Raw genomic sequence first — 21,693 nt, 5'->3', positions numbered from 1 at the left:
ACTCTAACTAGTGCGATCGCTCACTATATTTGCGACAGCAGCACGATAAAATTCTATAACCATAATCGTACTAAAAGGTCTAAATGGCAGAAACACTATTCTTCAACGCCTTACGGGAAGCCATTGATGAAGAAATGGCGCGTGACTCCAGCGTATTCGTTCTCGGTGAAGATGTTGGACATTACGGCGGTTCCTATAAAGTTACCAAAGACCTGTACCAAAAATATGGCGAACTCCGTATTCTAGATACCCCCATTGCTGAAAATAGCTTTACTGGGATGGCTGTGGGAGCCGCAATGACTGGGTTGCGTCCGATCATTGAAGGCATGAACATGGGCTTTTTACTGCTTGCCTTCAATCAAATATCCAACAACGCTGGGATGCTCCGCTATACTTCTGGCGGTAACTTTAAAATTCCAATGGTAATTCGCGGCCCTGGAGGTGTGGGAAGGCAGCTAGGCGCAGAACATTCCCAGCGACTAGAAACCTACTTCCAAGCTGTGCCAGGGTTAAAGATTGTTGCCTGTTCCACACCAAGAAACGCTAAAGGACTGCTGAAATCCGCTATCCGCGATGATAATCCAGTGTTGTTCTTTGAACACGTTTTACTTTACAACTTGAAAGAAGATTTACCAGAAGAAGAATACCTCCTCCCCTTAGATAAAGCAGAAATTGTGCGTCCAGGGAAAGATGTGACAATTATTACTTATTCGCGGATGCGCCATCATGTAGTGCAAGCCCTAAAAACTCTTGAAAAACAAGGATACGATCCAGAAGTTATCGATTTAATATCCCTCAAACCATTAGATTTTGATACCATTGGTGCATCAATCCGTAAAACCCATAAAGTCATTGTTGTGGAAGAATCGATGCGAACTGCGGGTATTGGAGCAGAAGTCATCGCCTCAATAAACGATCGCTTTTTTGATGAATTGGATGCGCCAGTACTACGACTTTCTTCCCAAGATATCCCCACACCTTACAACGGCAATCTGGAACGACTGACAATCGTCCAACCAGAGCAAATAGTAGAAGCTGTGGAAAAAATGATGGCGTTGCGAGTTTAGGAACTGGAGACTGGTGACTGGGGACTGGGGACTAGGAGAATAACTCATGCCCAATCCCCAATGCCCGATCCCCAGTCCCCAATACTTACTCATAACTCCTCAAAAGAACGCTATTATAGCGTTTGTCAGTTGCGAGTTATGGTATGCAAAGACAGCGATCGCTATTAATTTTGATTTTAGTCCTGATAATCGCCGCTATTACGGTGATTGCCACAATTCCGATACCTCTAGGGCTGGACTTGCGCGGAGGTTCACAGCTCACAATTCAGGTGAAACCATCAGCGGATATCCCCAAAATCACCGAACGCGAATTGGAAGGTGTGAAGAAAGTTGTCGAAGGCCGGATTAATGGTTTAGGTGTTTCTGAGCCAGTAATCCAAACAGTCGGTACAGATAAAATATTGGTGCAACTACCAGGAGTCAACGATCCAGAGCAAGCTGAACGGGTGCTAGGGGGTACAGCACAGTTAGAATTTCGGACTCAAAAGGCGAATACAGAAACTCAGCTGCTTGCTTTTCAAGCATCAAGAGCCGAATTGAAATTTAAGCAGGAAGAATTAAGAAAGAGTACCGACAAAGCGGCAATTGTCAAGAATCAAGAAGACTTACAAAAAAATAATCAAGCGATCGCAGAATTGTTTGAAAGCACCGATCCACCGCTCATTGGCAAATACCTCAAGGATGCCTATGGTGAACCCACTCAAGGTAACAACTGGAATGTTGCCATTCGCTTCGACCAAAAGGGTGGCGAACTGTTTGCCAATTTGACGAAAAATCTCGCTGGTACTGGGCGTAGCATTGGTGTTTTTCTAGACAATGAACTAATCAGCGCTCCTACTGTAGGTATAGAATTTGCCGCCACTGGGATTACAGGTGGTTCTGCCGTGATTACAGGACGTTTCACCGCCCAACAAGCCAATGACTTAGGCGTGCAGTTACGCGGTGGTGCATTACCCGTACCAGTAGAAGTTGCAGAAAGGCGGACAGTCGGAGCAACCTTGGGTAAAGATAGTATTCAAAGTAGTATTTATGCTGGAGTCGGTGGTTTGACTTTAGTATTAATATTCATGGTGGTTTACTATCGACTACCAGGATTGATTGCGGATATATCACTAGTGATCTACTCTCTTTTAACTTGGTCAACCTTTGCTTTGTTGGGCGTTACCCTAACTTTGCCAGGAATTGCTGGTTTTATTCTCAGTATTGGGATGGCAGTTGATGCCAATGTGCTAATTTTTGAAAGGACGCGGGAAGAATTGCGGGCGGGTAAATCTCTGTATCGTTCTGTAGAATCGGGTTTTTATCGGGCATTTTCTAGTATTTTAGATAGCAACGTCACTACATGGATTGCTTGCGCTGCCCTGTTTTGGTTGGGGTCTGGTTTAGTTAAAGGTTTTGCTCTAACCTTAGCTTTGGGGGTAGCTGTAAGTATGTTTACTGCAATTACCTGTAGTCGGACATTGCTATTTTTGGCAATTTCAATTCACTCCTTGCGCAAGACAGAACTTTTCTGTCCAAACCTGCCAGCATCGAATAAGGCAGAGGTGACTCAATGAAACTAAGCATTAATAAATCGCGATCGCTTTGGTGGAGTATTTCTGCTGCTATCATCATTGCTGGTATCATTTCAATGGTGATTTCTTGGCAACAACCTAGTATTCGTTCCCCTTTACGCCCCGGTTTAGATTTTATCGGTGGTACGCGGTTGCAGTTTGTCCGAGATTGCAGCAAACCCGGTAACTGCGACAAACCAATTGATATCAACGCTGTCCGGGAAGTAGCAAAAGCACAGGGACTAGGTGATAGCAGTATCCAACTTGTCTCAGAAAATGGTGTAGAAAATGGTGTACTAATTCGGTCAAAAGATTTGAGTGTCGATCAGCGTACCAAATTACAAAACGCTTTGAGCGAAGAAATCGGCGTTTTTGACCCACAAAAGAACCAGATTGACTCTGTTGGCCCCACATTAGGCAGAGAACTGTTTACATCCGGGATGTTAGCTCTGATAGTTTCCTTCATCGGTATTACTATCTACATGGCTTTCCGTTTCCAGTTAGATTATGCTGTGTTTGCGATCGTTGCCCTACTCCACGATATCTTGATTACAGTTGGGTCTTTTGCATTTTTGGGTTTGGTAGCAGGCATCGAAGTAGATAGCCTTTTTATCGTCGCCTTACTTACGATCACAGGTTTCTCAGTCAACGATACAGTGGTAATTTACGATCGCATTCGGGAAACCCTGAAAGTCCATCCCGAACAGCCAATTGCCCAAATTGTAGATGATGCGGTTAACCAAACATTGACAAGATCGATCAATACTACCTTAACCGTATTACTGACATTAGCTGCAATTTTTCTATTTGGCGGGGAAACACTGAAAAACTTTTCCCTAGCTTTGATTATTGGCTTCACAATGGGAGCTTATTCGAGTATTTTCATCGCCGGTACGCTTCTAACTTGGTGGCGAGAGCGAAAAGGAGAATCCCAAATGTTAGACAACGCTGATTCGATTGATACATCTCCCAGTTCCCAAGATAGTTAAAAAGAGTGTATATTTCCCAATTGGGTGAAAGTATTTTGAATTGCTCACCCACGCCTTGCAATCTTATTTCCCTATGGATCAACCGCAAGAACGATTAAATACTGTCCCAGACTTTGAGAAATCTGACCCATCATTTGCTCAACAAGTACAAAGACTACATCAGCTGACAGTATATGGCAGGTGGCTGTTTGTGGGCTGTTTATGGCTGACTGTTGCGCCTGCCTCGTTGTGGGGTCTACGTGCAGAAATTGCTCTGTGGCAACAATATTTTACCTGGGTGGCAGTGAGATTTGGATTGTTCTACCATCCACTGTCTACCTTCGGTCTCGCTTTTTGTCTGGGGATGACTGCTGCTGTTTTAGTTTGGCAAAGTCGGAATATTCTACTCGGACTGCCACCGCAGGAAAAACAACGTTTAGAAAAACAAGTTTATCGGATACGTCAACAGGGAGCAACTCATCCTCTATGGAAGTGGGTTTGTCATTAAATTTTCTTGCTCTACACGTACAGCAATTTATAGCAAAATATGACTTAAATCAAAGTTTAAATTGATGAGTAAGCAAGTTTGTAGTCAGGACTTTAGTTCTTAATTTTCTCAGCACTCAAGTGCTTACTACAAACTTTTCATTACTAGCTAGCTTAGACATTGTACGAGATATCTGCTGAAAAAGAATGTAGAGATTTAGTAGTGCTACATCTCTACAAGACTTTTGAATAATGCATATTTAATTTCATCAAATGTCTGCTCAAAAATACTGCTAAAAGTGGATGCCATACATGAACGATCTTCAGATTAAATTTAGCGATCGCAAGTCTGAAATTGACCTTTATCAACTCCAAGAACTGTTAAACGTTTCCGCTTTCTGGGCAAAGGGACGCAGTATTGAAGACTTAGGTATCGCTATTGCCAATAGTGAGCCAGTGATTTCCGTTTGGAATAGCGATCGGCTCATTGGCTTTGCAAGAGCAACATCTGATGGCATCTATCGCGCCACAATTTGGGATGTTGTGATTCATCCAGAGTATCAACATAATGGATTGGGAAGCAATTTAGTAGAAACCGTTTTAAGACATCCTCGTATGAAATCGGTTGAGCGAGTTTACCTGATGACTACTTACCAACAGGGTTTCTACGAAAAGATTGGTTTTCAAAGCAACACTACTACTACGATGGTGCTACACAATCAAGCTAATCGTACTTTCCTTGCTACTACAGAAATTCAGCTTCAAGAATCATCGAAATAGTTTCCAGCAGTGAGCGCTGAGTATAAGAACTGTAGTAGTAGGGTAGTTAAAAAGCAAAATTTCCTATCTACTACTTAGGACTCAGCATTACTCACTAAAGGGATAGATATTTGTATTCTGGTAAGCTGCAAAAGTGGTTCCTTGACAATGGTCGAGGGCAAGATTTCTAACTTTCCTCCCATAACTTCCACCAAAGTTTGATTGATTAATAGTCTCATTCCTGGGGAAAGAGTAGCGTTTTTTTGGTCAATCTGGGTCAACGGATCTTCAAATTTGAGCAAATCAATCGGCTCGCTCCAGGGTACAGCATGGGTTGGTAAATCTAGCCAAATGTTTACAAAATTGTTTGTAGGTAGGGTGCTACTGGAAATACAAATGCTGCCTTCCTCCATTTGAGTAATGGCAGTGTCTATTAAACTTATCAATACTTGGCGCAGCCAGAGGTAATCTGTCAAAACATAAATTTCTGAGTCGGCGGGTAATAATTGAAAGGGAAAATTGCGATTTGCCGCCAGCATATAAGTTAAGTCATGAACCTCCTCTAAAATTTCGGCTAAGGCTCTGGGCTGAATATCTAATTTATTAGTGCCGTGTTCAGCTCTTGCAACATTGAGAATTTCATCCATTAGCTTCAGCAGTTTCAGCGTTCGCTCGTGAGCTTGGGCAATAAATTCTCGCTCTTCAGCTGGATTTTCACACAAATCTGACAAAATTAATTGATGTAAGCCAATCAAACCATTAAAAGGCGATCGCAATTCATGGGTAGTGCGCGCCAAAAAACCAGCTTTAAACTGGCTCATTTCCTTTGCCATCAGATATGCCAGCTGTGTTTGCTGTAGCTGTTGCGATATTAGTGACATATCCTGTTGAGCTGATGGCGCTACTGGGGATGAGCTAAATGAAACATTAGGCGCTCGCCCAAATAACTTACGGAAAACCATACCTAGTGCTATTCCTACTCCTAGATATATCCAGTTGCTCCAATTCATATCTGGCAATTATTAACTTGCTAATTAAGTACAACAGCGCCAACTAAAGTTTCAGATTTCTCTGTTGTTAACACCACGAAAACAACATTATAGCTACCTATACTTGGTTATCACTCGATAAATCTAACTCGATGGCACCTTGTCGTAAAATCTGCCAATTTATCCCTGTCCATTTAGCAACAGTGGAAGGTATACCCATCCCTGGTATTTCACTCTGGTATTCTGTCGTTGCTAAAGTCAGAATTTGGGGAAACTGAATCTCAATTTCTGTCATTGTTTGCAAAGGCGGCTGACCAGAAAAATTGGCGCTAGTGGTTGCAAGGGGGCCTGTTTGCGCCAAAATAGTTTGAGCGATCGCACTGTTCGGTACTCGAATCCCAATTGTTGTTGGATCGATGGGATTCATAACTTTTGGTAAGCGTTCGCTCGCTGGCAAAACTAATGTCAGCCCTCCTGGCCAATATTTATTTGCTAATTCTTGCCAAACTTTATATTCATTTTTACTACCCTTGACATACGGCCACAAATCTTCAGCACTAGCCGCCATCAAAATCAAAGGTTTGTCTTGACTGCGTTGTTTCTCCGCAAAAATTAATGCTGCTTTCTCTGGTATCGCTGCAAGTGCCGGAACAGTATCAGTCAAAAAGCTCACTAAAAGACCAGCGCGTGCGCCAACTATTAGATTTTCTAAAGAAACTTGGGTCATATTTACAAAGTTAGGAGTAGAGACGCGATTAATCGCGTCTGTGCAGGAGTAAGGAATTTCATAACTCATAACTCATAACTCATCACTCCTAACTTTTGTAGGCCAGGGCAAAACGTTCAATTCCAGCTAAATCAGCGTGAATTTGAATTTTACAATAGCTACCTTGATTTTGTAAAAGTTCTTGCACTGCATCCGCTTGTCCAGCCATCATCTCAATTAGCCACACGCCACCCGATTGCAAATAACTAGGGGAGACTTCGATCAAATGACGAATGCAGTCTAAGCCATCAAGGCCACCATCTAAAGCTAGATGTGGTTCGTGGTTAACGACTTCTGGTTGCAAAGTCAGTAAGGTGCTGGTGGGTATGTAAGGGGGATTTGACACCATACCACTGAACTGACCTTTTAAGAATGTCAGTGGCTCCCACCAGGAACCTTGATAAAATTGAATCCGGTCAGCAAGACCCAAATTATTGGCGTTGGCTTGGGCGATCGCCAGAGCTTCTAAACTGTAATCAACTGCATGAATTGTTGCTTTTGACAAGACATCTGCTAATCCGATGGCGATCGCACCACTCCCAGTCCCTAAATCCGCCCAATGTCCTGAAGTATTGCTAGTAGATGCTTCAGCTAAATCGATTAAACACTCTGTCTCTGGTCTAGGAATCAAAACTGCACTCGACACCGCGATTTTAAACTGACGCCAAGGTGTAACTTTGGCAATGTACTGCACTGGTAAGCGGTCATTTAATCGCCTCTGCCACAGATGCTCTAACTCTTCTAGTGGCAATTGCAGTTGAATTTGCGGCCAGTTTTTAAAAGACTCTAAACGCAGTGCCAAGCGGTCTAATCCAGCAACTTCGAGGAGCAACCAATCTACTTCCATTGGTGGGACATCAGTGGCGATCGCTGCTTTTAAAGCTGCATTCCGCCACTGCCAAAGTTGTAAACCAGAGACTATCAGATGTTTTTCCCCCATACCTCAACCTTGGAGCGCATATCCGTTATTTTTTCGGAGCGGGGGCAGCTGGCTTGGCCGCTGGTGATTGATTTGGCGCCAGGGAGCGAATAAAGTTGATCGACTCCCGTGATGGATACAGAACAATTTTATTGATACTAGGATCGCTGCTGCTATTGAGAGCTTCCATAACACCGTACAAATCCACCACCTGAATTTCAGTATTGGCTCCTTCCTTTGGCACGGCTTTTTTGAATTCCTCTAACAGAGCCACTGCTTGTTCTTTCTCAAAAAAGAAAGGGATGTATCGCTCATTACCTTTAGCAAGGGGAATGGTCAGATAGCTATTATCTTTCTTAAATTTGGGTACAAATAGAGGAATACCATTGAATTGCTCTACCTTTTTACCATTTTGATTGATCATACTTGTTGCCGAAGCTACTTGTTGTTGCGTCGGAACTAAAGTATAAATCACAGAATCTGATTTCTTTTTGCTTTCTTGAACTATTTTATAGTAGTCTGCCAAGGACAAAGGTCTAACCTGTAGAGTGCCTGCTAACTGGGGATTTTCTTTTTTGAGCCGATTGTCAAGGAATTTTTGAGCATCTTGCTTGCTAATAAAAAATCCCACTTGTGAGATCGGCTTGGATGCGTTGTTTCTTGAAAGAACTACAAATTCGCCTTTAGGATTGGTGAGCGTGAATACAGGTACTTCTTGGAGCTTTTTCACGACCTGATCTTGTGGCAGAGCGATCGCCTCTAGATTGCCCATTCCTGGTATATTGCCTATTCCTGAAAGCCCTGTTAAAAATACACTGCCAGCTATACCCAATGTTGCGCCTAAGCGAATAAATGATTTCATGACTGCTCCTCGCATCAATAGTCCAATTAAATTAAACAAATGGAAATGGTTGGATTTGCACAGCACCAACTAGCTTTAGTTATATAGCAATTCATTTTAGTTTTGAAAAATTCATTATGCGCGTTGAGGTTGAGTGTTAAGCGTGAGGCAGCCCGGTCTTGTTGTTCTAACAAAGAGGGACTGCCGTTAGCGCAAGCGGTAGCGACACAGGAGCGTCACCCAAAGCGTCAACGGTCAAAATCCAATGTTCCCTAACTATTTAGAGTTGCTATAGTATCGTTTTCACAAATTGGCTGTGCTAACGTTGTGTTTTTCTAGGTTTCGCTTCGCTATTGACCGCGAAATGCCGTAGATGCTTATTATATGTCTTCTCAAACAGCAAAAAGCCTATCCATCTCTCCAACCTTGGAGATGATAAATGCCATTTTATCGGCTTTTTCTAAAATTAGTTGACGCTATTAGTTAATCAATCGTTCCATCTGTGATTGCTTTAATATCTTCATCAAATCTATACAAAGCTCAGAGTTCAGAATATCTTACTACTTAATGATGTTAATCACGAAATTTGTCTGTTAGGCTTCAACTACAAAACAGCCTAATTGGTCTTCTTCGTAAAAATATCTAATTCAATTGCCTATTTAGCAAAGAAAACCTAACTAATTACCCTAAGTGTTAACTATATTAATTAAATCGGGATGACAGGATTTGAACCTGCGGCATCCTGCTCCCAAAGCAGGCGCGCTACCAAGCTGCGCTACATCCCGTTATACATCTGCTTTTTTGGGTTTGGTTTTTATCTCCCCATCAAAGCGATCGCGCTTTCACAAAAGCGTTAATGCAATCATATCACATAACACTGCTCATGCCTAATATATTTATATCTTCTGCAAATACTAGCTAGATTAGATATTTGGACTGATAAAGGTTAAAGGTTTGTCTGCCGACTTAGTTTTACAAGAGATATTACTTGTGCGTTCGTCGGCTAAACCTTGTCAAACCAAATTTCAATAATAGATTTGTACTACTATACCTGATTTTATTGTGCGAATCGGGTTTTATTTGGATTGAGCATTAGTGAGGATACCAGAACATGCCTTTGATGCCTTCTGGATCGGCCATAAACCCCATAGTTCGGTAGAAATCTACAACATGGGGGTCAGCGAAGAGAGTGACATTACTAATTTCTTCACTCCTAAGTTTTTTGAGAACGTATTTCATTAGCGCCTTCCCCAGTCCTTGACTTTGAAAGTCTGGATGAACCACTACATCCCAGATAGTGGCATTAAAGGCGTGATCTGAGGTAGCACGGGCAAAACCAATGAGCCGCTTTTGGTTTCCTCTCACTTGCCACATTGAAGCAACGAGAAAACTATGCTCAATAGCTTTTTTTACTTTTCTTAGAGGACGACGCGACCAACCAACTGCATCACAGAGTTCTTCTAGCTCATATAGGTCAATATCTCGTTCCGTACTGAAGACGATCCGAGCCTCCTTTGAAGCAGCTTCGCTAATACTACTGGGGCTAGAGTTGCCCGCAGTTTCTGCTGTATGCTCTTCAAAGAGATTTGTCCTAGTTGTCCCTACAGATTCAGGAGTACTAAACCAAGTTTTCCAAAAACCCATGCCAACGCGGTTCGGGTAGTATAACTGAATTGGTTTCCACTCTTAGGAGTGTTGATTCACTTTTAACATCGCTACCCCCATTTATTACCCTATTACACTCAAAGTTTTTCGGTTGTTTTCGGGATTTGCAATGGTAACAGCCAGTTAGAGCGTGTTTCACACCAATCATTTTCAACTTTAGCATTTTGTTGTAAAGGCTAGGAGAAATTCACCAAAAGCGTAAGGATATAACTAATTCAAAATTCAAGTTGCGCTTCTAGCGCACCAAAGGTGCGACTCAAAATTCAAAATGAAAAAACCTAATCATGGCAATTGCTCGTATAGAGCTTAAATGCACGTTAGCTTAGGAGTGTATTGTATATGGGATTTGGGCATGAGGTATGGAACATTGAGAACACTCTTCTCTTGTCCCCCTTGTCCCCCTTGTCCCCTTGTCCTCCCAGTCCCCAATCCTTAACACCCAACCCCCAACACCCAGCCCCCAGCTGACGAAAGCAAACGAGTCTTACCCTTAACAATGGCTTCTGGTTTAAAATCTTCGACACTGGAACTCCTAAAGCGCTTTAACCGAGCGTTTCCCCAGTTTTATGAGCAATTCGTCAGTAGTGAAATTCAACTGCAAAATTTGCGGCTAGCCTACCGTCTCTATAAAACTAGACGTGCTGTTATCGAACTGAAACCGGAAGGTAGCAAAAGTGCTTTGCATTTTGCTTACCGCAACCAGTCTTTTCTCCTCAGCGATATTTTTGGTGTACTAGCAGCTTATGGGTTGACTATCCACGGTTTAAGTCTATACGGTCAAATCCGTCCGCCAATGTTAGTTTTTATCAAACTGTTGGTATCTCGTGGTAGTAAAGCCTTGACCGAGAAAACCGCAGAAAATGTCTGTCGCGCCATTCGCGAGGCTTTAGGAGGTCGGTTTGAGGTAGAAGAGATGCTGGCGGTAGAATTTAATCTTGACACTGGCTTAGAGCAGGTACAAACTGAGTTTTATGTCGATCCGGTATTTCATCTCCCTGCCCTAGTGATTGAAGCTGATAATCAACCAGGATTATTCTACAAAGTCATGTATGCTATCTGGCAGGAAGACCTTCTGGTAGTCAATGCCAATTTACTGGTTTGGCGCGGACGTACACGGCTAATTCTCTACTTGTTAGGGCCGAATGAAAGTCTCATTCCTGAATATCTGGGTCACAAAATTGCTGAAGGAGTGCGACAGAGGTTGCTGGGTAAATAAGAAAAGTGAGAAGTTATGAGTTATGAGTTATGAGTTAAAAATTCTTCACTCCTAACTTCTAACTCTTTCTACTTTAGTATTTAGTCGCACCCGTCCTTAAGGGTACGATACAAGTATGGCAACTATCGAAATCTTGGGCGTTCCACACGCATACGAGCTAACGGCTCCCACTTCCTGCCCCCATGCTTTAGTATTTATCCACGGTTGGCTCAATAGCCGTGGATATTGGCAACCTGTGATTTCCCGTCTATCAGATGATTTGCAGTGCCTGTCCTATGATTTGCGGGGTTTTGGTGAATCCCAATCCCAACTAAAAACCGATTTTAGTCGAGCACAAACGTCTTTGAGTATAACGCCCATCTCCAGTAGTACGGCTGACTCATCTTTTGATTCTCTTTATACTCCTGCTGCGTATACTCAAGATTTAGCAGCTCTTTTGAAACAATTGAATATTAGAAGTGCTTGGCTAATTGGTCACTCATTAGGCGGGACGATCGCTCTTTGGGGAGCAGATCAAATGCCTGAGCGTGTTAAGGGAGTTATCTGTATCAACGCTGGCGGTGGTATTTACCTCAAAGAAGCCTTTGAGCAGTTTCGCTCGGCGGGTCAGAAATTTTTGCAAGTCCGTCCACGCTGGCTGTCCCAAGTGCCTTTGATTGATTTACTGTTTACTAGAGCTAGTGTGGCTCGTCCTTTAGAGCGCTATTGGGCACGTCAGCGAGTAATAGATTTCGTTGTGGCTGACCCAGAAGCCGCTCTGGGAACTTTGTTGGACTCCACAACTGAAGAAGAAATCAATCGTTTACCTGAGCTAGTATCCCAACTGAAGCAGCCAGTTTATTTTTTGGCTGGCGCCCAAGACAAGGTTATGGAACCCAAGTATGTGCGCCATTTAGCTAGCTTTCACAGGCTTTTTCAATATTGTGGTGACAATGTTTTGGAAATTCCTAATTGCGGACACCTGGCTATGTTAGAACAGCCGGATGCAGTGGCCGATCACATTCGGGCGATAGTCAATAGTTATAGGGTATAGGGTATTGGGCATTGGGCATTGGTAGTTACAAATGACAAATGACGAATGACAAATGACTACTCAACAGGCTGATACAACTTCATCACCTGAGTAAGCCCTAATCTAGATTCAACGCCTAGTGTCAGGGGAGATGTATGACCACGGGATAGATGGTCAGCGGCGGCACAGCCAATCATGGCGGCGTTATCGGTACAGAATTTTAAAGGTGGGAAAAGGACGCGTAAATTATGTTTAACGGCGGCAGCTTGGAGATTTTTTCTCAAGCCGCTATTAGCTGCTACACCGCCGCCAATGGCAATTGTGTCTAGACTATAGTCAAGGGCACAGGCGATCGCTCTTTTGGTTAGCGATCGCGCTACCGCATCCTGAAAGCTCGCTGCTATATCTGCCACTGGTACTTGTCCACTATCTTTCTCTAACTGCTGCACTAAACGTAATACAGCCGTTTTTAACCCACTAAAACTTGCATCATAACGATGAAACCCTCCACCAGGTAAAGAAACTTTTCCTTCCGGTAAAGCAAAGGCTTGAGGATTACCCTGCTGTGCCAACTTGTCGATTGCTGGTCCACCTGGATAACCCAACTTTAACAATCGCGCCACTTTATCAAAGGCTTCACCCGCAGCATCATCACGGGTTTGTCCCAGAGTCTCGTATCTACCACAATCTTTGACATAAATCAAGCTTGTATGTCCGCCTGAAACCAGTAAGCTAAGAAAAGGGGGATTTAAAGTTGATTCGCTCAAGTAAGTTGCACAGATGTGACCTTCGAGGTGATGAACTCCCAAAAATGGCTTATTGTGTACCATCGCTAGAGTTTTGGCAGCAGTTAACCCTACCAATAGCGCTCCTACAAGCCCAGGGGCACAAGTGGCGGCAATTGCGTCAATTTGTCCCCAATCTAGTTGGGCTTGCTCTAAGGCTTGTGCGATCGCAACATTTATCATTTCCAAGTGCTGGCGAGACGCTACTTCTGGTACTACCCCGCCATACTGCTGATGGACTGGAATTTGCGAGGCTACGATACTGCTGCAAACTTTACGATTGTTCACAATTGCGACGGCTGTTTCATCACAACTGGTTTCTATTGCTAAAACGGTTGTCATTGAGAGTAATCAGTGCTGAGTGCTGAGTTCCAAATTCAAAGTTCTGAGTCCTGAGTTCTGAGTTCTGAGTCTTGAGTCCTGAGTCCTGAATAGTAGAGAAAAAATCTTGCTTCTTTACTACCCTACAACAACAATTCTTATACTCGGCACTCGGAATTCAGCACTCAGCACTAATTTTGGTTGAGAAGCTTTAACTTTTATTTACTTAAACTTTACTCGGTTCCCACCCAAGAGTATGATGACTTCCTAGTTATGCAAATAAACAACTGTACAAGCCGCTTCGTTTTGTACAAAGAACTTCTTGTTTTGTAATAAAAGGAAACAACTCTATGCGACGATTGTTTGCTTTGATGTTAGCGATTAGTCTTTGGTTCAATTTTGCCCCCCCAGCACAAGCTTTAGGGGCTAATTTGACACCGTGCAAAGACAATCCCGCTTTTCAAGAGCTAGCAGCTAATGCCCGTAATACCACCGCCGATCCCGAATCTGGGAGAAAGCGATTTGAGCGTTATTCTCAAGAACTGTGTGGCCCTGAGGGGTATCCCCACTTGATTGTTGATGGTCGTCTAGATCATGCTGGTGACTTTTTGATCCCTAGCATTTTGTTTCTATATATTGCTGGTTGGATTGGCTGGGTAGGTCGTGCCTATCTGCAAGCAGTCAAAAAAGACCAGAACACTGAACTAAAAGAAATCCAAATCGATTTTGGTTTGGCACTACCTATCATAGCGTCAGGCTTTACTTGGCCAGTAGCAGCAGTCCAAGAATTTCTCTCTGGAAAATTAGCAGCCAAGGATACAGAAATCCCCATTTCTCCACGCTAAATCAGCTTAAATAATTCATTCCTTTTGGAGACTAAATTCATGGCAGACAAAGGCGATCAATCAGTTTATTTGATTAAATTCATTTCCACAGCGCCCGTGGCCGCTACGATATGGCTATTCATCACAGCAGGTATCTTGATTGAATTCAACCGTTTTTTCCCCGACCTACTTTTCCACCCACTACCATAAGTGTCAAATAGGATTTAGGACTGTTGAATCAATGTCTTGTTTTTTGCTTAATATTGTGTAGTTGATTTTTTCAGCTTAGTTAGGCAGAATTATCACTAAAATAGCCGGCAAAAATAGTTTTTTGAAACTCGTGATACTGTTTACAGATCGCGAGTTTCACGGTTTTAAAATCAGCTAAATTAATTTTTCTAAACTTCCTAAACAAAATGCTTCTTGAGCGACAATTATTATTAATATGAAAATGCCACCATTTTAATTTAGAGGCGAACATAAAATATGGCACAAGCAGTAGATGCATCAAAGAATCTTCCCAGCGATCCGAGAAATCGGGAAGTTGTTTTTCCCGCATTTGGCGATCCACAGTTAGGCAACTTAGAAACTCCGGTTAATTCTTCTCCTTTGATCAAGGGGTTTATTAATAATTTACCTGCCTATCGCCCAGGTTTAGCTCCTGCTAGACGCGGTTTGGAAGTTGGTATGGCTCATGGTTACTGGCTATTTGGCCCCTTTGCCAAATTAGGCCCACTGCGGGACACAGATAATGCTAACTTAGCTGGGTTACTGTCAGCCATTGGCTTGGTTGTAGTTCTCACAGGCGCTCTATCGCTGTATGCAAATAGCAATCCACCCAAAGCACTTCCTAGTGTTACCGTACCCAAGCCTCCAGCAGATGCTTTTAACTCTAAAGAAAGCTGGAACAACTTCGGCAGTTCTTTCTTGATTGGTGGTATTGGTGGTGCAGTAGTTGCTTACTTTTTGACTAGTAATTTAGAACTAATTCAAGGTCTATTTGGTTAATTACTAGGAGTTAGGAGTTAGGAGTTAAAAGTTTAAATTCATAACTTCTAACTCTTAACTCCTAACTTATTTAAACAAAACTCCTTCAATATCATTTAAAGCAGTTTCAAAATCGTCATTAACGATTTGAATATCAAATTCATCTGCGGCTTGAATTTCTTCTTGGGCGCGAAGCAGACGACGGGCGATCGCTTCTTCAGAATCTTGGGCACGAGAGCGTATTCGTTTCTCTAATTCATCAAAGGAAGGCGGTAAAATAAAAATGCTGAGGGCACTGGGGAAGGAAGCACGAATTTGTCTTGCCCCTTCTAGTTCAATTTCCAGCACCACCAACTTACCGGAATGAATTTGGTTAAGTACTGCTTCACGGGGTGTGCCGTAATAGTTACCAGCAAATTCTGCCCATTCTAAAAATTCACCTTCAGCAACTAATTGTTCAAACTTACTGCGACTGATAAAGTAATAACTTTTGCCATCGATTTCCCCTGGACGGGGAGAACGAGTTGTCACGGATACAGAATAATAAAGTTCTGGATGACGCTCTAAGAGCGATCGCATTAAAGTGCCTTTACCGACCCCACTGGGGCCAGTTAAAACAATTAACTTGCCTAAATGTAAGCATTCTTCGGTAGTCGCACTACTCTGGATGGGTAAAACTGGCATCATCCCTTCAACCTGTGAATCAATCAATACATATTATTCATTAGTCTTGTATTCCTGGTCTAGTCCACTGGTGACTAAGGAATTTGTAGCAAGAGTAACAGAAAATTTGTCTAATTCACATGGTACTACTGATACGGTGCAAAGAGGAGTAGGAAAAACCCCCTGCTAGTCAATTATCTACAGTTTGATGCTCGCGAGAAATCACAAAGCGATTCGCTACCGTTTCCGGCTGAATCGCTGACAGAATTACGTGGCTGGAATCGGTGATAATTACAGCTCTAGTCCGACGACCGTAAGTTGCATCAATCAGCTGACCTCTGTCTCGTGCATCGGTAATAATCCGCTTAATTGGGGCAGACTCTGGACTGACAATGGCAACTACTCGATTGGCAGAGACGATGTTACCAAACCCGATGTTAATTAACTGAATGTCCATAAAAAAACTGACGCTAAAGGCGGTTTGATAAAGCTTGAAATAAACTTCTTTCCATGTTATCGCCAAAAAACGGGAGTTACAACGCTTAAATTCAAGCCAATCTGCGTTTTTAAATAATGTCTGCTTCTTTTAGTTATTTATTAACTATTTTTCCTAAAAATATTCCTAAAGATACAGGTAAAATCATACTGATACAAGCTAGTTAGGTAATGTATCTTCTATGAAAATAATTAGTACCGCAAAAGGCTAATTCAAAATTCACAATGACGCTTGCGGACTCGCGAACAAAATTAAACACGTATACAGTGTAAGCATTTTACTGATTTGAAATGAGTAATTTATTTATGCCGTGCTGTAGAAAATTAGCTTACCTTTAACAAGGGGCTATGCCGCGCCAGAGCATTTCAAAAAAAGTAAATAACTTTCAAACTTGTGTTATTGTTCATTCTTCAATCTTTGAATCTCCTCATCAAACGATCCTAATCAAGATGTTCTAAATTTTGTTCTTGCAATTATTTTAATGTAGTTTCTAACCACAAGTGATAATCTTGTTTATAGAGAATTTGAGTAAGTATTTTTAGACATTACTTAATAGTCTTCTAATTTACGAAGATTGGGAATTAGGTTTTATTGACGTAAACTTCCAGCTTCACAATCGCGCAACCAAGTTTTAACCCCTTGGGCAACAGTACCGTTACTACTATCTCGTGGTGGAGATAGTGGTTGCTGTTGTGAATAGGAACCAGCTTGAGAAAACATCATCACTAGTTGCCAACCACTTTTAGTTTTAGTCAATAACAGCCAGTGAAATTCTTGCAATTCTACAACTTTCCGATCTATGTACTGCCGCTCTAAGGTAGTAAAGAAAACTTGCTTAACTCCTGATGCAGCACTTTTAGACACATCTGCACTATATTCTTCAAGGTTAAGGGGCAGAGGAGTAAACTCAGGTCTTCCTGCCACTAACATATAACTGTAAACCTGACTGCTTCTACTGAGGCGGCGGGCACGTTGACTAGCCCGATTGGTATAACTAGGTAATTTTTGTAGTAGCTGTATAGTTAATGTTTCTAAATTTTGCTCAGAACACAAAGACTTCGCACCACTGTTCGCATTTTCCCTTTCTGCTAGCGTCGAGGGTTTAGGGATAGGGTTTATCGAGAAGGCTGGGTAAGCAAAGCTATTTGAAACTACAACCCAGAAGCCACAAGCAAACAGGAAACTATAATTTTTCTGACTGAGCGAAGAGGTAAGATTGTTCTTTTCTACACCTTGCACTTTGAGTTTCTCACTGACTCTTAGCTTCATGCCACCGCGATCAACTCCTCAGAAATTCTCTTCCAGGCTAACTCAGGCTCAGTAGCAGTGGTGATGGGACGACCAATCACTAGATAATCTGCACCGGCTTTAATAGCTTGTGCTGGAGTGAGCGATCGCTTTTGATCGCCAATATCAGCCCAAGTTGGTCTAACCCCCGGACAAACTAGCAAAAAGTCATTTCCACAAGTTTGTCGTAGCTGTGCCACCTCTTGAGGCGAACAAACTACCCCATCCAAACCAGATTCTTGAGCGAGTAGGGCCATTTCTAGAGCATATTCTGGCAATTCTAGGGGGATTTTTAAATCAAATGCCAACTGTCTGGCGGAAATGCTTGTTAGCAGAGTAATCGCAATTAACTTTGGTGGTTGTACACCTGCTTTTGCAGCTCCTTCCTGTGCCGCTTCTGTTGCAGCTTTGAGAGCTTCTATACCACACGTAGCATGAATTGTCAATAAATCCACACCATAACGAGCTGCACTACGGCAAGCACCTGCAACAGTGTTGGGGATGTCATCAAACTTTAAATCCAGGAAAATCCGTTTTTGCCGGGATTTTAGCACTTCCAGAATTTTTGGGCCAGTGCTGGTAAACAACTCTAAACCTACTTTGAAGAAAGTAACATCCTCAAGTCGATCTACAAGGGCGATCGCAGCTTGTTCATCTGGCACATCCAAAGCCACAATTATTTTGTCATTGGTCATTGGTCATTTGTCATTAGTTTTTTCATTCTCACTCCCAATTTAGGGTACTAAGCGCACAAACTTATTTTTTCCGACTTGTAAAACTTTACCTTGTAATTGACTAGGAGCATCGAAAGTGGTGTCAGCATCGGTAATGCGATCGCCATCTAAACGCACGCCACCCTCTTGAATTTTCCGCTTTCCTTCCCCGGTACTTTTGCACAAGCCAGTGACATTGAGAATATACGCTAACTTCGTAGGAAATTGCTGTATGCCAGCTAGAGAAAATTCTGGAACAGCACCTTCTTTGCCGCCACTTTGGGCTGCTTCTTTTGCCTCTTGGGCTGCGGTTTCACCGTGGTACTGTTTAACAACTTCCCATGCTAAAAGTGTCTGGCGATCGCGGGGATTTTCTGGCAGTCGATCCAAAGGTAAATCCGTTAACAGTTCAAAATATTGTTCTAGGAGATTATCGGGAACTCCTTGCAACTTTTGATACTTTTGTCCTGGGTGTTCTGACAATCCGATATAATTACCTAAAGACTTAGACATTTTTTGTACGCCATCTGTGCCAATCAAAATTGGCAGCAGCATTCCAAATTGGGGCTTTTGACCAAAATGGCGCTGCAAATCTCTGCCTACAGCTATATTAAATTTCTGATCGGTGCCGCCTAATTCCACATCTGCCTCAACTGCAACCGAATCAAAACCCTGCATTAACGGGTACAGGAACTCATGGATAAAAATCGGATTCTCTTTTTTATAGCGATCAGCAAATCCTTCCTTCGCTAACATCTGCCCCACCGTCATCGTGGAGAGTAACTCCAAAATTTTCTCTAAGTTGAGCTTAGAGAGCCATTCGGAGTTATAGCGCACCTCTAACCTTCCTGGTGTGTCAAAATCCAAGATAGGACGTACTTGATCGAGATAAGTCTGAGCATTTTTAGCTACATCTGCTTCTGTAAGCTGACGACGCACTTCAGATTTACCAGTTGGATCGCCAATACGTGCTGTAAAATCGCCAATAATTAAAACTGCTGTATGACCTGCATCTTGAAATCCTCGCAGTTTTCGTACTGGTATGCTATGACCAAGATGAATATCAGTACCTGTAGGGTCAATTCCCAATTTGACCCTTAAAGGTTTGTCTGTAGTTAGTAAGAGCCTTTCTAGACTTTCGCTGTTAACATCAGTTGATTGTGGGAAAACTTCTACTACACCACGACGCAGCCAAGCAAAATCTTGCGTCATATTAAGAGACTCATTATTAGCTATGTTTTGCACACTAGAAGTTAAGTTGGTTATAAACACTTGCAATTTATCCGCTTTCTCATCTGCCAAACTACTATAATTGCAAAAAACTAACCGCCTTGCTTCACCCAATCAATTACAGTTAAATTTACAAGTGAGGAAGTGAAATAGCCGTGTCGTCGTCTAGGACTTTTGAAGATAAACAGCCACAGCGTCGGGCTTCATCAGGTTTTGAGTTTTTGAAAGGAGTTGGTCAGGTAACTGGCGGTACTCTCCTATCAATCACCATGCTGGCAAGTTCCATTGTAGCCGGAGGACTGGTTGGTTTAGCCATCAGTTTCCGTAATTTGCCAGATGTGAGACAGCTACGTAACTTCTTCCCCTCAGAAACGACTTACATTTATGACGTTAAGGGCAAGCTCTTAACAAGTATTCATGGGGAAGCCAATCGGGAAGTCGTACCCTTAGATAGAATTTCCCCGAATTTAAAACGGGCAGTATTGGCAAGTGAAGATAGCCACTTCTACGATCACCACGGTATCAACCCCACTGGTGTTGGCCGGGCTATAGTAGTTAACGCTGTAGCAGGTGGAGTCAAAGAAGGTGGCTCCACTGTTACTATGCAGTTGGTAAAAAACCTGTTTTTGTCTCAAAAGCGGGCCTTCACCCGGAAGTTAGCAGAGGCTGTGCTAGCAATTCGGTTAGAGCAAATTCTCACTAAAGACCAAATATTAGAAATGTACCTCAATCAAGTTTATTGGGGTCATAACAATTATGGTGTACAAACGGCAGCCCGCAGTTACTTTAATAAATCATCAGAATATTTAAGCTTGGGTGAGTCAGCAATGATGGCGGGTTTGATCCAAGCACCAGAAGAATTTAGCCCGTTTGTGAGCATGAAGCTGGCAAAACAGAAACAAAAAGAAGTGCTGGGACGGATGCTGGAATTGAACTGGATTAACCAGTCAGAATACGATAATGCCCTCAAGCAAGAAATCAAACTTGGGAGAATCAAATCCTTTCAAGGTAGTGCCTTACCTTATGTAACCAATACCGTAGCGCAGGAGTTGGCTAAGAAGTTTGGGCGTGAGACACTACTCAAAGGCGGGATGCGGGTGCAAACTACAGTTGACGCCAACTTCCAAATCATGGCTGAGGAAACTGTCGTTAAGTGGCATAAAACACTTCTGGGGCAAGGATTATATAAGAATCAAATGGCCCTTGTGGCCATCGATCCGCGCACGCATTTTATTAAAGCACTGGTGGGTGGTATAGATCCTAAGACCAGTGAATTCAATCGTGCAACTCAATCTCAGCGCCAGCCCGGATCTTCTTTTAAACCGTTTGTATACTATACTGCTTTTGCTAGTGGTAAATATGGGCCAGACTCAACGGTGGTAGATGCTCCAGTTAGCTATCGAGATGGTAACGGTTGGTACTTTCCCAGAAATTATGATGGCGGTTTTAGTGGAGCTATGCCAATCCGCAGAGCCTTAGCCCAATCGCGCAACATTCCGGTGATCAAGGTTGGTAAGGCTGTAGGAATGAATAGAGTCATAGAAACGTGTCGTACCTTGGGCATTATGAGTCCAATGGAACCTGTGACTTCCTTACCACTTGGTGCAATTGGTGTCACCCCTCTGGAAATGGCTAGTGCATACGCTACCTTTGCTAATTATGGTTGGCAATCTCCACCAACTGTAATTGCTCGTGTCACTGATAGTAGTGGTAATGTGTTGCTAGATAACACCCCTAAACCGCAGCTAGTTCTCGATCCTTGGGCATCAGCTGCAATTCTCGATGTGATGCGATCGGTAATCACTGAAGGTACAGGTAAAAGTGCTGCGATCGGTCGCCCAGCCGCAGGGAAAACCGGAACAACATCATCAGAAAAAGATATTTGGTTTGTTGGTACTGTGCCACAGTTGACAACTGCTGTTTGGGTAGGGAGAGATGACAACAGACAATTAGCTGACCATGCCACAGGTGGTGTCATGGTTGCTCCCATTTGGAAAGATTTTATGGAGAAGGCACTTAAGAACGTACCCGTAGAAAACTTCAAGTCCCCTTCCCAGTTTTCTCGTCCCAAGTCAAATTAAAGTTAGGAGCGATCGGTTATGAGTTATGAGTTTATTGAGAACTCCTAACTCCCAACTCCTAACTT

22 protein-coding genes and 1 tRNA gene are annotated in these 21,693 nt (G+C 42.7%); 11 read left to right on the top strand and 12 right to left on the bottom strand.

Annotated features, from left to right (window positions below; translation table 11 throughout):
* The first annotated feature begins 83 nt into the window (after positions 1–83).
* The 5 genes from RMY32_RS07155 to RMY32_RS07135 all read left to right on the top strand — a co-directional run bounded on the left by RMY32_RS07155 (position 84) and on the right by RMY32_RS07135 (position 4,854).
* Entirely contained in the window at positions 84–1,067 is a 984-nt protein-coding gene (locus tag RMY32_RS07155; RefSeq protein ID WP_322711086.1) for an alpha-ketoacid dehydrogenase subunit beta, read from the top strand.
* 143 nt (positions 1,068–1,210) lie between these two features.
* Entirely contained in the window at positions 1,211–2,623 is a 1,413-nt protein-coding gene (gene secD, locus RMY32_RS07150) for a protein translocase subunit SecD (RefSeq protein ID WP_322697100.1), read from the top strand.
* Complete coding sequence (secF, locus tag RMY32_RS07145; RefSeq protein WP_322711085.1) at positions 2,620–3,609, top strand: protein translocase subunit SecF; 990 nt, start codon at positions 2,620–2,622, stop codon at positions 3,607–3,609. The genes secD and secF overlap by 4 nt, the downstream gene beginning before the upstream one ends.
* Positions 3,610–3,682: 73 nt before the next feature.
* Entirely contained in the window at positions 3,683–4,096 is a 414-nt protein-coding gene (locus RMY32_RS07140) for a hypothetical protein (RefSeq protein WP_322711084.1), read from the top strand.
* 290 nt (positions 4,097–4,386) lie between these two features.
* Entirely contained in the window at positions 4,387–4,854 is a 468-nt protein-coding gene (locus tag RMY32_RS07135) for a GNAT family N-acetyltransferase (RefSeq protein ID WP_322711083.1), read from the top strand.
* A 74-nt stretch (positions 4,855–4,928) separates the two neighbouring features.
* On the opposite strand, the gene RMY32_RS07130 is transcribed toward RMY32_RS07135, so the two are convergent.
* From RMY32_RS07130 to RMY32_RS07105, 6 genes are all read right to left on the bottom strand, one after another.
* Entirely contained in the window at positions 4,929–5,843 is a 915-nt protein-coding gene (locus tag RMY32_RS07130) for a HAMP domain-containing sensor histidine kinase (protein WP_322711082.1), read from the bottom strand.
* A 97-nt stretch (positions 5,844–5,940) separates the two neighbouring features.
* Complete coding sequence (locus RMY32_RS07125; protein WP_322711196.1) at positions 5,941–6,549, bottom strand: L-threonylcarbamoyladenylate synthase; 609 nt, start codon at positions 6,547–6,549, stop codon at positions 5,941–5,943.
* A gap of 88 nt (positions 6,550–6,637) precedes the next feature.
* Positions 6,638–7,528 (bottom strand): peptide chain release factor N(5)-glutamine methyltransferase, encoded by an 891-nt coding sequence (prmC, locus tag RMY32_RS07120; protein WP_322711081.1) that lies wholly within the window; start codon positions 7,526–7,528, stop codon positions 6,638–6,640.
* 25 nt (positions 7,529–7,553) lie between these two features.
* Entirely contained in the window at positions 7,554–8,408 is an 855-nt protein-coding gene (locus RMY32_RS07115) for a Tic22 family protein (protein ID WP_409882434.1), read from the bottom strand.
* A 651-nt stretch (positions 8,409–9,059) separates the two neighbouring features.
* A tRNA-Pro gene (locus RMY32_RS07110) sits at positions 9,060–9,133 on the bottom strand.
* Positions 9,134–9,440: 307 nt separating this feature from the next.
* Positions 9,441–9,992: a GNAT family N-acetyltransferase gene (locus RMY32_RS07105; RefSeq protein ID WP_322671979.1), complete on the bottom strand. Its 552-nt coding sequence runs from the start codon at positions 9,990–9,992 to the stop codon at positions 9,441–9,443.
* 517 nt (positions 9,993–10,509) lie between these two features.
* Here RMY32_RS07105 and RMY32_RS07100 point away from each other — a divergent pair.
* Together RMY32_RS07100 and RMY32_RS07095 are read left to right on the top strand one after the other, a co-directional pair.
* Positions 10,510–11,229 (top strand): hypothetical protein, encoded by a 720-nt coding sequence (locus RMY32_RS07100; RefSeq protein WP_012410214.1) that lies wholly within the window; start codon positions 10,510–10,512, stop codon positions 11,227–11,229.
* Positions 11,230–11,344: 115 nt separating this feature from the next.
* The gene (locus tag RMY32_RS07095) at positions 11,345–12,262 is read left to right on the top strand and encodes an alpha/beta hydrolase (protein ID WP_322711080.1); all 918 of its coding nucleotides are present in this window, start codon (positions 11,345–11,347) and stop codon (positions 12,260–12,262) included.
* A gap of 56 nt (positions 12,263–12,318) precedes the next feature.
* On the opposite strand, the gene tsaD is transcribed toward RMY32_RS07095, so the two are convergent.
* Positions 12,319–13,368: a tRNA (adenosine(37)-N6)-threonylcarbamoyltransferase complex transferase subunit TsaD gene (gene tsaD / locus RMY32_RS07090; RefSeq protein WP_322711079.1), complete on the bottom strand. Its 1,050-nt coding sequence runs from the start codon at positions 13,366–13,368 to the stop codon at positions 12,319–12,321.
* A gap of 329 nt (positions 13,369–13,697) precedes the next feature.
* On the opposite strand from tsaD, the gene RMY32_RS07085 reads away from it, so the two are divergent.
* The 3 genes from RMY32_RS07085 (at position 13,698) to RMY32_RS07075 (ending at position 15,179) form a co-directional block, all read left to right on the top strand.
* Positions 13,698–14,192, top strand: coding sequence for a Photosystem I reaction center subunit III (locus tag RMY32_RS07085; protein ID WP_322711078.1), 495 nt, complete (start codon positions 13,698–13,700; stop codon positions 14,190–14,192).
* A 39-nt stretch (positions 14,193–14,231) separates the two neighbouring features.
* Entirely contained in the window at positions 14,232–14,381 is a 150-nt protein-coding gene (gene psaJ / locus RMY32_RS07080) for a photosystem I reaction center subunit IX (RefSeq protein ID WP_322711077.1), read from the top strand.
* A gap of 276 nt (positions 14,382–14,657) precedes the next feature.
* On the top strand, positions 14,658–15,179 hold the full coding sequence (locus RMY32_RS07075; RefSeq protein WP_322711076.1) for a photosystem I reaction center protein subunit XI: 522 nt from the start codon (positions 14,658–14,660) through the stop codon (positions 15,177–15,179).
* Positions 15,180–15,245: 66 nt separating this feature from the next.
* Here the strand turns inward: RMY32_RS07075 and gmk are convergent, their stop codons facing one another.
* From gmk to tyrS, 5 genes are all read right to left on the bottom strand, one after another.
* Complete coding sequence (gene gmk / locus RMY32_RS07070; protein WP_322695601.1) at positions 15,246–15,845, bottom strand: guanylate kinase; 600 nt, start codon at positions 15,843–15,845, stop codon at positions 15,246–15,248.
* Positions 15,846–16,011: 166 nt separating this feature from the next.
* On the bottom strand, positions 16,012–16,278 hold the full coding sequence (gene remA, locus RMY32_RS07065; protein WP_041233849.1) for an extracellular matrix/biofilm regulator RemA: 267 nt from the start codon (positions 16,276–16,278) through the stop codon (positions 16,012–16,014).
* A gap of 627 nt (positions 16,279–16,905) precedes the next feature.
* Positions 16,906–17,586: a hypothetical protein gene (locus tag RMY32_RS07060; RefSeq protein WP_322711075.1), complete on the bottom strand. Its 681-nt coding sequence runs from the start codon at positions 17,584–17,586 to the stop codon at positions 16,906–16,908.
* On the bottom strand, positions 17,583–18,299 hold the full coding sequence (gene pyrF, locus RMY32_RS07055) for an orotidine-5'-phosphate decarboxylase (protein ID WP_322711074.1): 717 nt from the start codon (positions 18,297–18,299) through the stop codon (positions 17,583–17,585). The genes RMY32_RS07060 and pyrF overlap by 4 nt, the downstream gene beginning before the upstream one ends.
* A gap of 39 nt (positions 18,300–18,338) precedes the next feature.
* On the bottom strand, positions 18,339–19,529 hold the full coding sequence (gene tyrS / locus RMY32_RS07050; RefSeq protein WP_322711073.1) for a tyrosine--tRNA ligase: 1,191 nt from the start codon (positions 19,527–19,529) through the stop codon (positions 18,339–18,341).
* 173 nt (positions 19,530–19,702) lie between these two features.
* Between tyrS and RMY32_RS07045 the strand changes: the two genes are divergently transcribed.
* Positions 19,703–21,628 carry a transglycosylase domain-containing protein gene (locus RMY32_RS07045; protein ID WP_322711072.1) on the top strand — a complete coding sequence of 642 codons (1,926 nt, stop codon included), beginning with the start codon at positions 19,703–19,705 and terminating at the stop codon, positions 21,626–21,628.
* The last annotated feature ends 65 nt before the right edge of the window (positions 21,629–21,693 follow it).

This window comes from Nostoc sp. ChiSLP03a, assembly GCF_034531215.2.
Classification (GTDB): Bacteria; Cyanobacteriota; Cyanobacteriia; order Cyanobacteriales; family Nostocaceae; genus Nostoc.
Note: the sequence above shows the minus strand (reverse complement) of the source record. Positions and strands in the feature narration are given on the sequence as shown.

Coding starts and splice junctions, on each gene's coding strand:
- secF (WP_322711085.1), top strand. CDS start 2,620: ATGAAACTAAGCATTAATAAATCGCGATCGCTTTGGTGGAGTATTTCT.
- RMY32_RS07075 (WP_322711076.1), top strand. CDS start 14,658: ATGGCACAAGCAGTAGATGCATCAAAGAATCTTCCCAGCGATCCGAGA.
- RMY32_RS07130 (WP_322711082.1), bottom strand. CDS start 5,843: ATGAATTGGAGCAACTGGATATATCTAGGAGTAGGAATAGCACTAGGT.
- RMY32_RS07135 (WP_322711083.1), top strand. CDS start 4,387: ATGAACGATCTTCAGATTAAATTTAGCGATCGCAAGTCTGAAATTGAC.
- RMY32_RS07060 (WP_322711075.1), bottom strand. CDS start 17,586: ATGAAGCTAAGAGTCAGTGAGAAACTCAAAGTGCAAGGTGTAGAAAAG.
- tsaD (WP_322711079.1), bottom strand. CDS start 13,368: ATGACAACCGTTTTAGCAATAGAAACCAGTTGTGATGAAACAGCCGTC.
- prmC (WP_322711081.1), bottom strand. CDS start 7,528: ATGGGGGAAAAACATCTGATAGTCTCTGGTTTACAACTTTGGCAGTGG.
- gmk (WP_322695601.1), bottom strand. CDS start 15,845: ATGATGCCAGTTTTACCCATCCAGAGTAGTGCGACTACCGAAGAATGC.
- remA (WP_041233849.1), bottom strand. CDS start 16,278: ATGGACATTCAGTTAATTAACATCGGGTTTGGTAACATCGTCTCTGCC.
- RMY32_RS07100 (WP_012410214.1), top strand. CDS start 10,510: ATGGCTTCTGGTTTAAAATCTTCGACACTGGAACTCCTAAAGCGCTTT.
- RMY32_RS07085 (WP_322711078.1), top strand. CDS start 13,698: ATGCGACGATTGTTTGCTTTGATGTTAGCGATTAGTCTTTGGTTCAAT.
- psaJ (WP_322711077.1), top strand. CDS start 14,232: ATGGCAGACAAAGGCGATCAATCAGTTTATTTGATTAAATTCATTTCC.
- RMY32_RS07125 (WP_322711196.1), bottom strand. CDS start 6,549: ATGACCCAAGTTTCTTTAGAAAATCTAATAGTTGGCGCACGCGCTGGT.
- RMY32_RS07155 (WP_322711086.1), top strand. CDS start 84: ATGGCAGAAACACTATTCTTCAACGCCTTACGGGAAGCCATTGATGAA.
- RMY32_RS07140 (WP_322711084.1), top strand. CDS start 3,683: ATGGATCAACCGCAAGAACGATTAAATACTGTCCCAGACTTTGAGAAA.
- RMY32_RS07105 (WP_322671979.1), bottom strand. CDS start 9,992: ATGGGTTTTTGGAAAACTTGGTTTAGTACTCCTGAATCTGTAGGGACA.
- RMY32_RS07095 (WP_322711080.1), top strand. CDS start 11,345: ATGGCAACTATCGAAATCTTGGGCGTTCCACACGCATACGAGCTAACG.
- pyrF (WP_322711074.1), bottom strand. CDS start 18,299: ATGACCAATGACAAAATAATTGTGGCTTTGGATGTGCCAGATGAACAA.
- tyrS (WP_322711073.1), bottom strand. CDS start 19,529: ATGACGCAAGATTTTGCTTGGCTGCGTCGTGGTGTAGTAGAAGTTTTC.
- secD (WP_322697100.1), top strand. CDS start 1,211: ATGCAAAGACAGCGATCGCTATTAATTTTGATTTTAGTCCTGATAATC.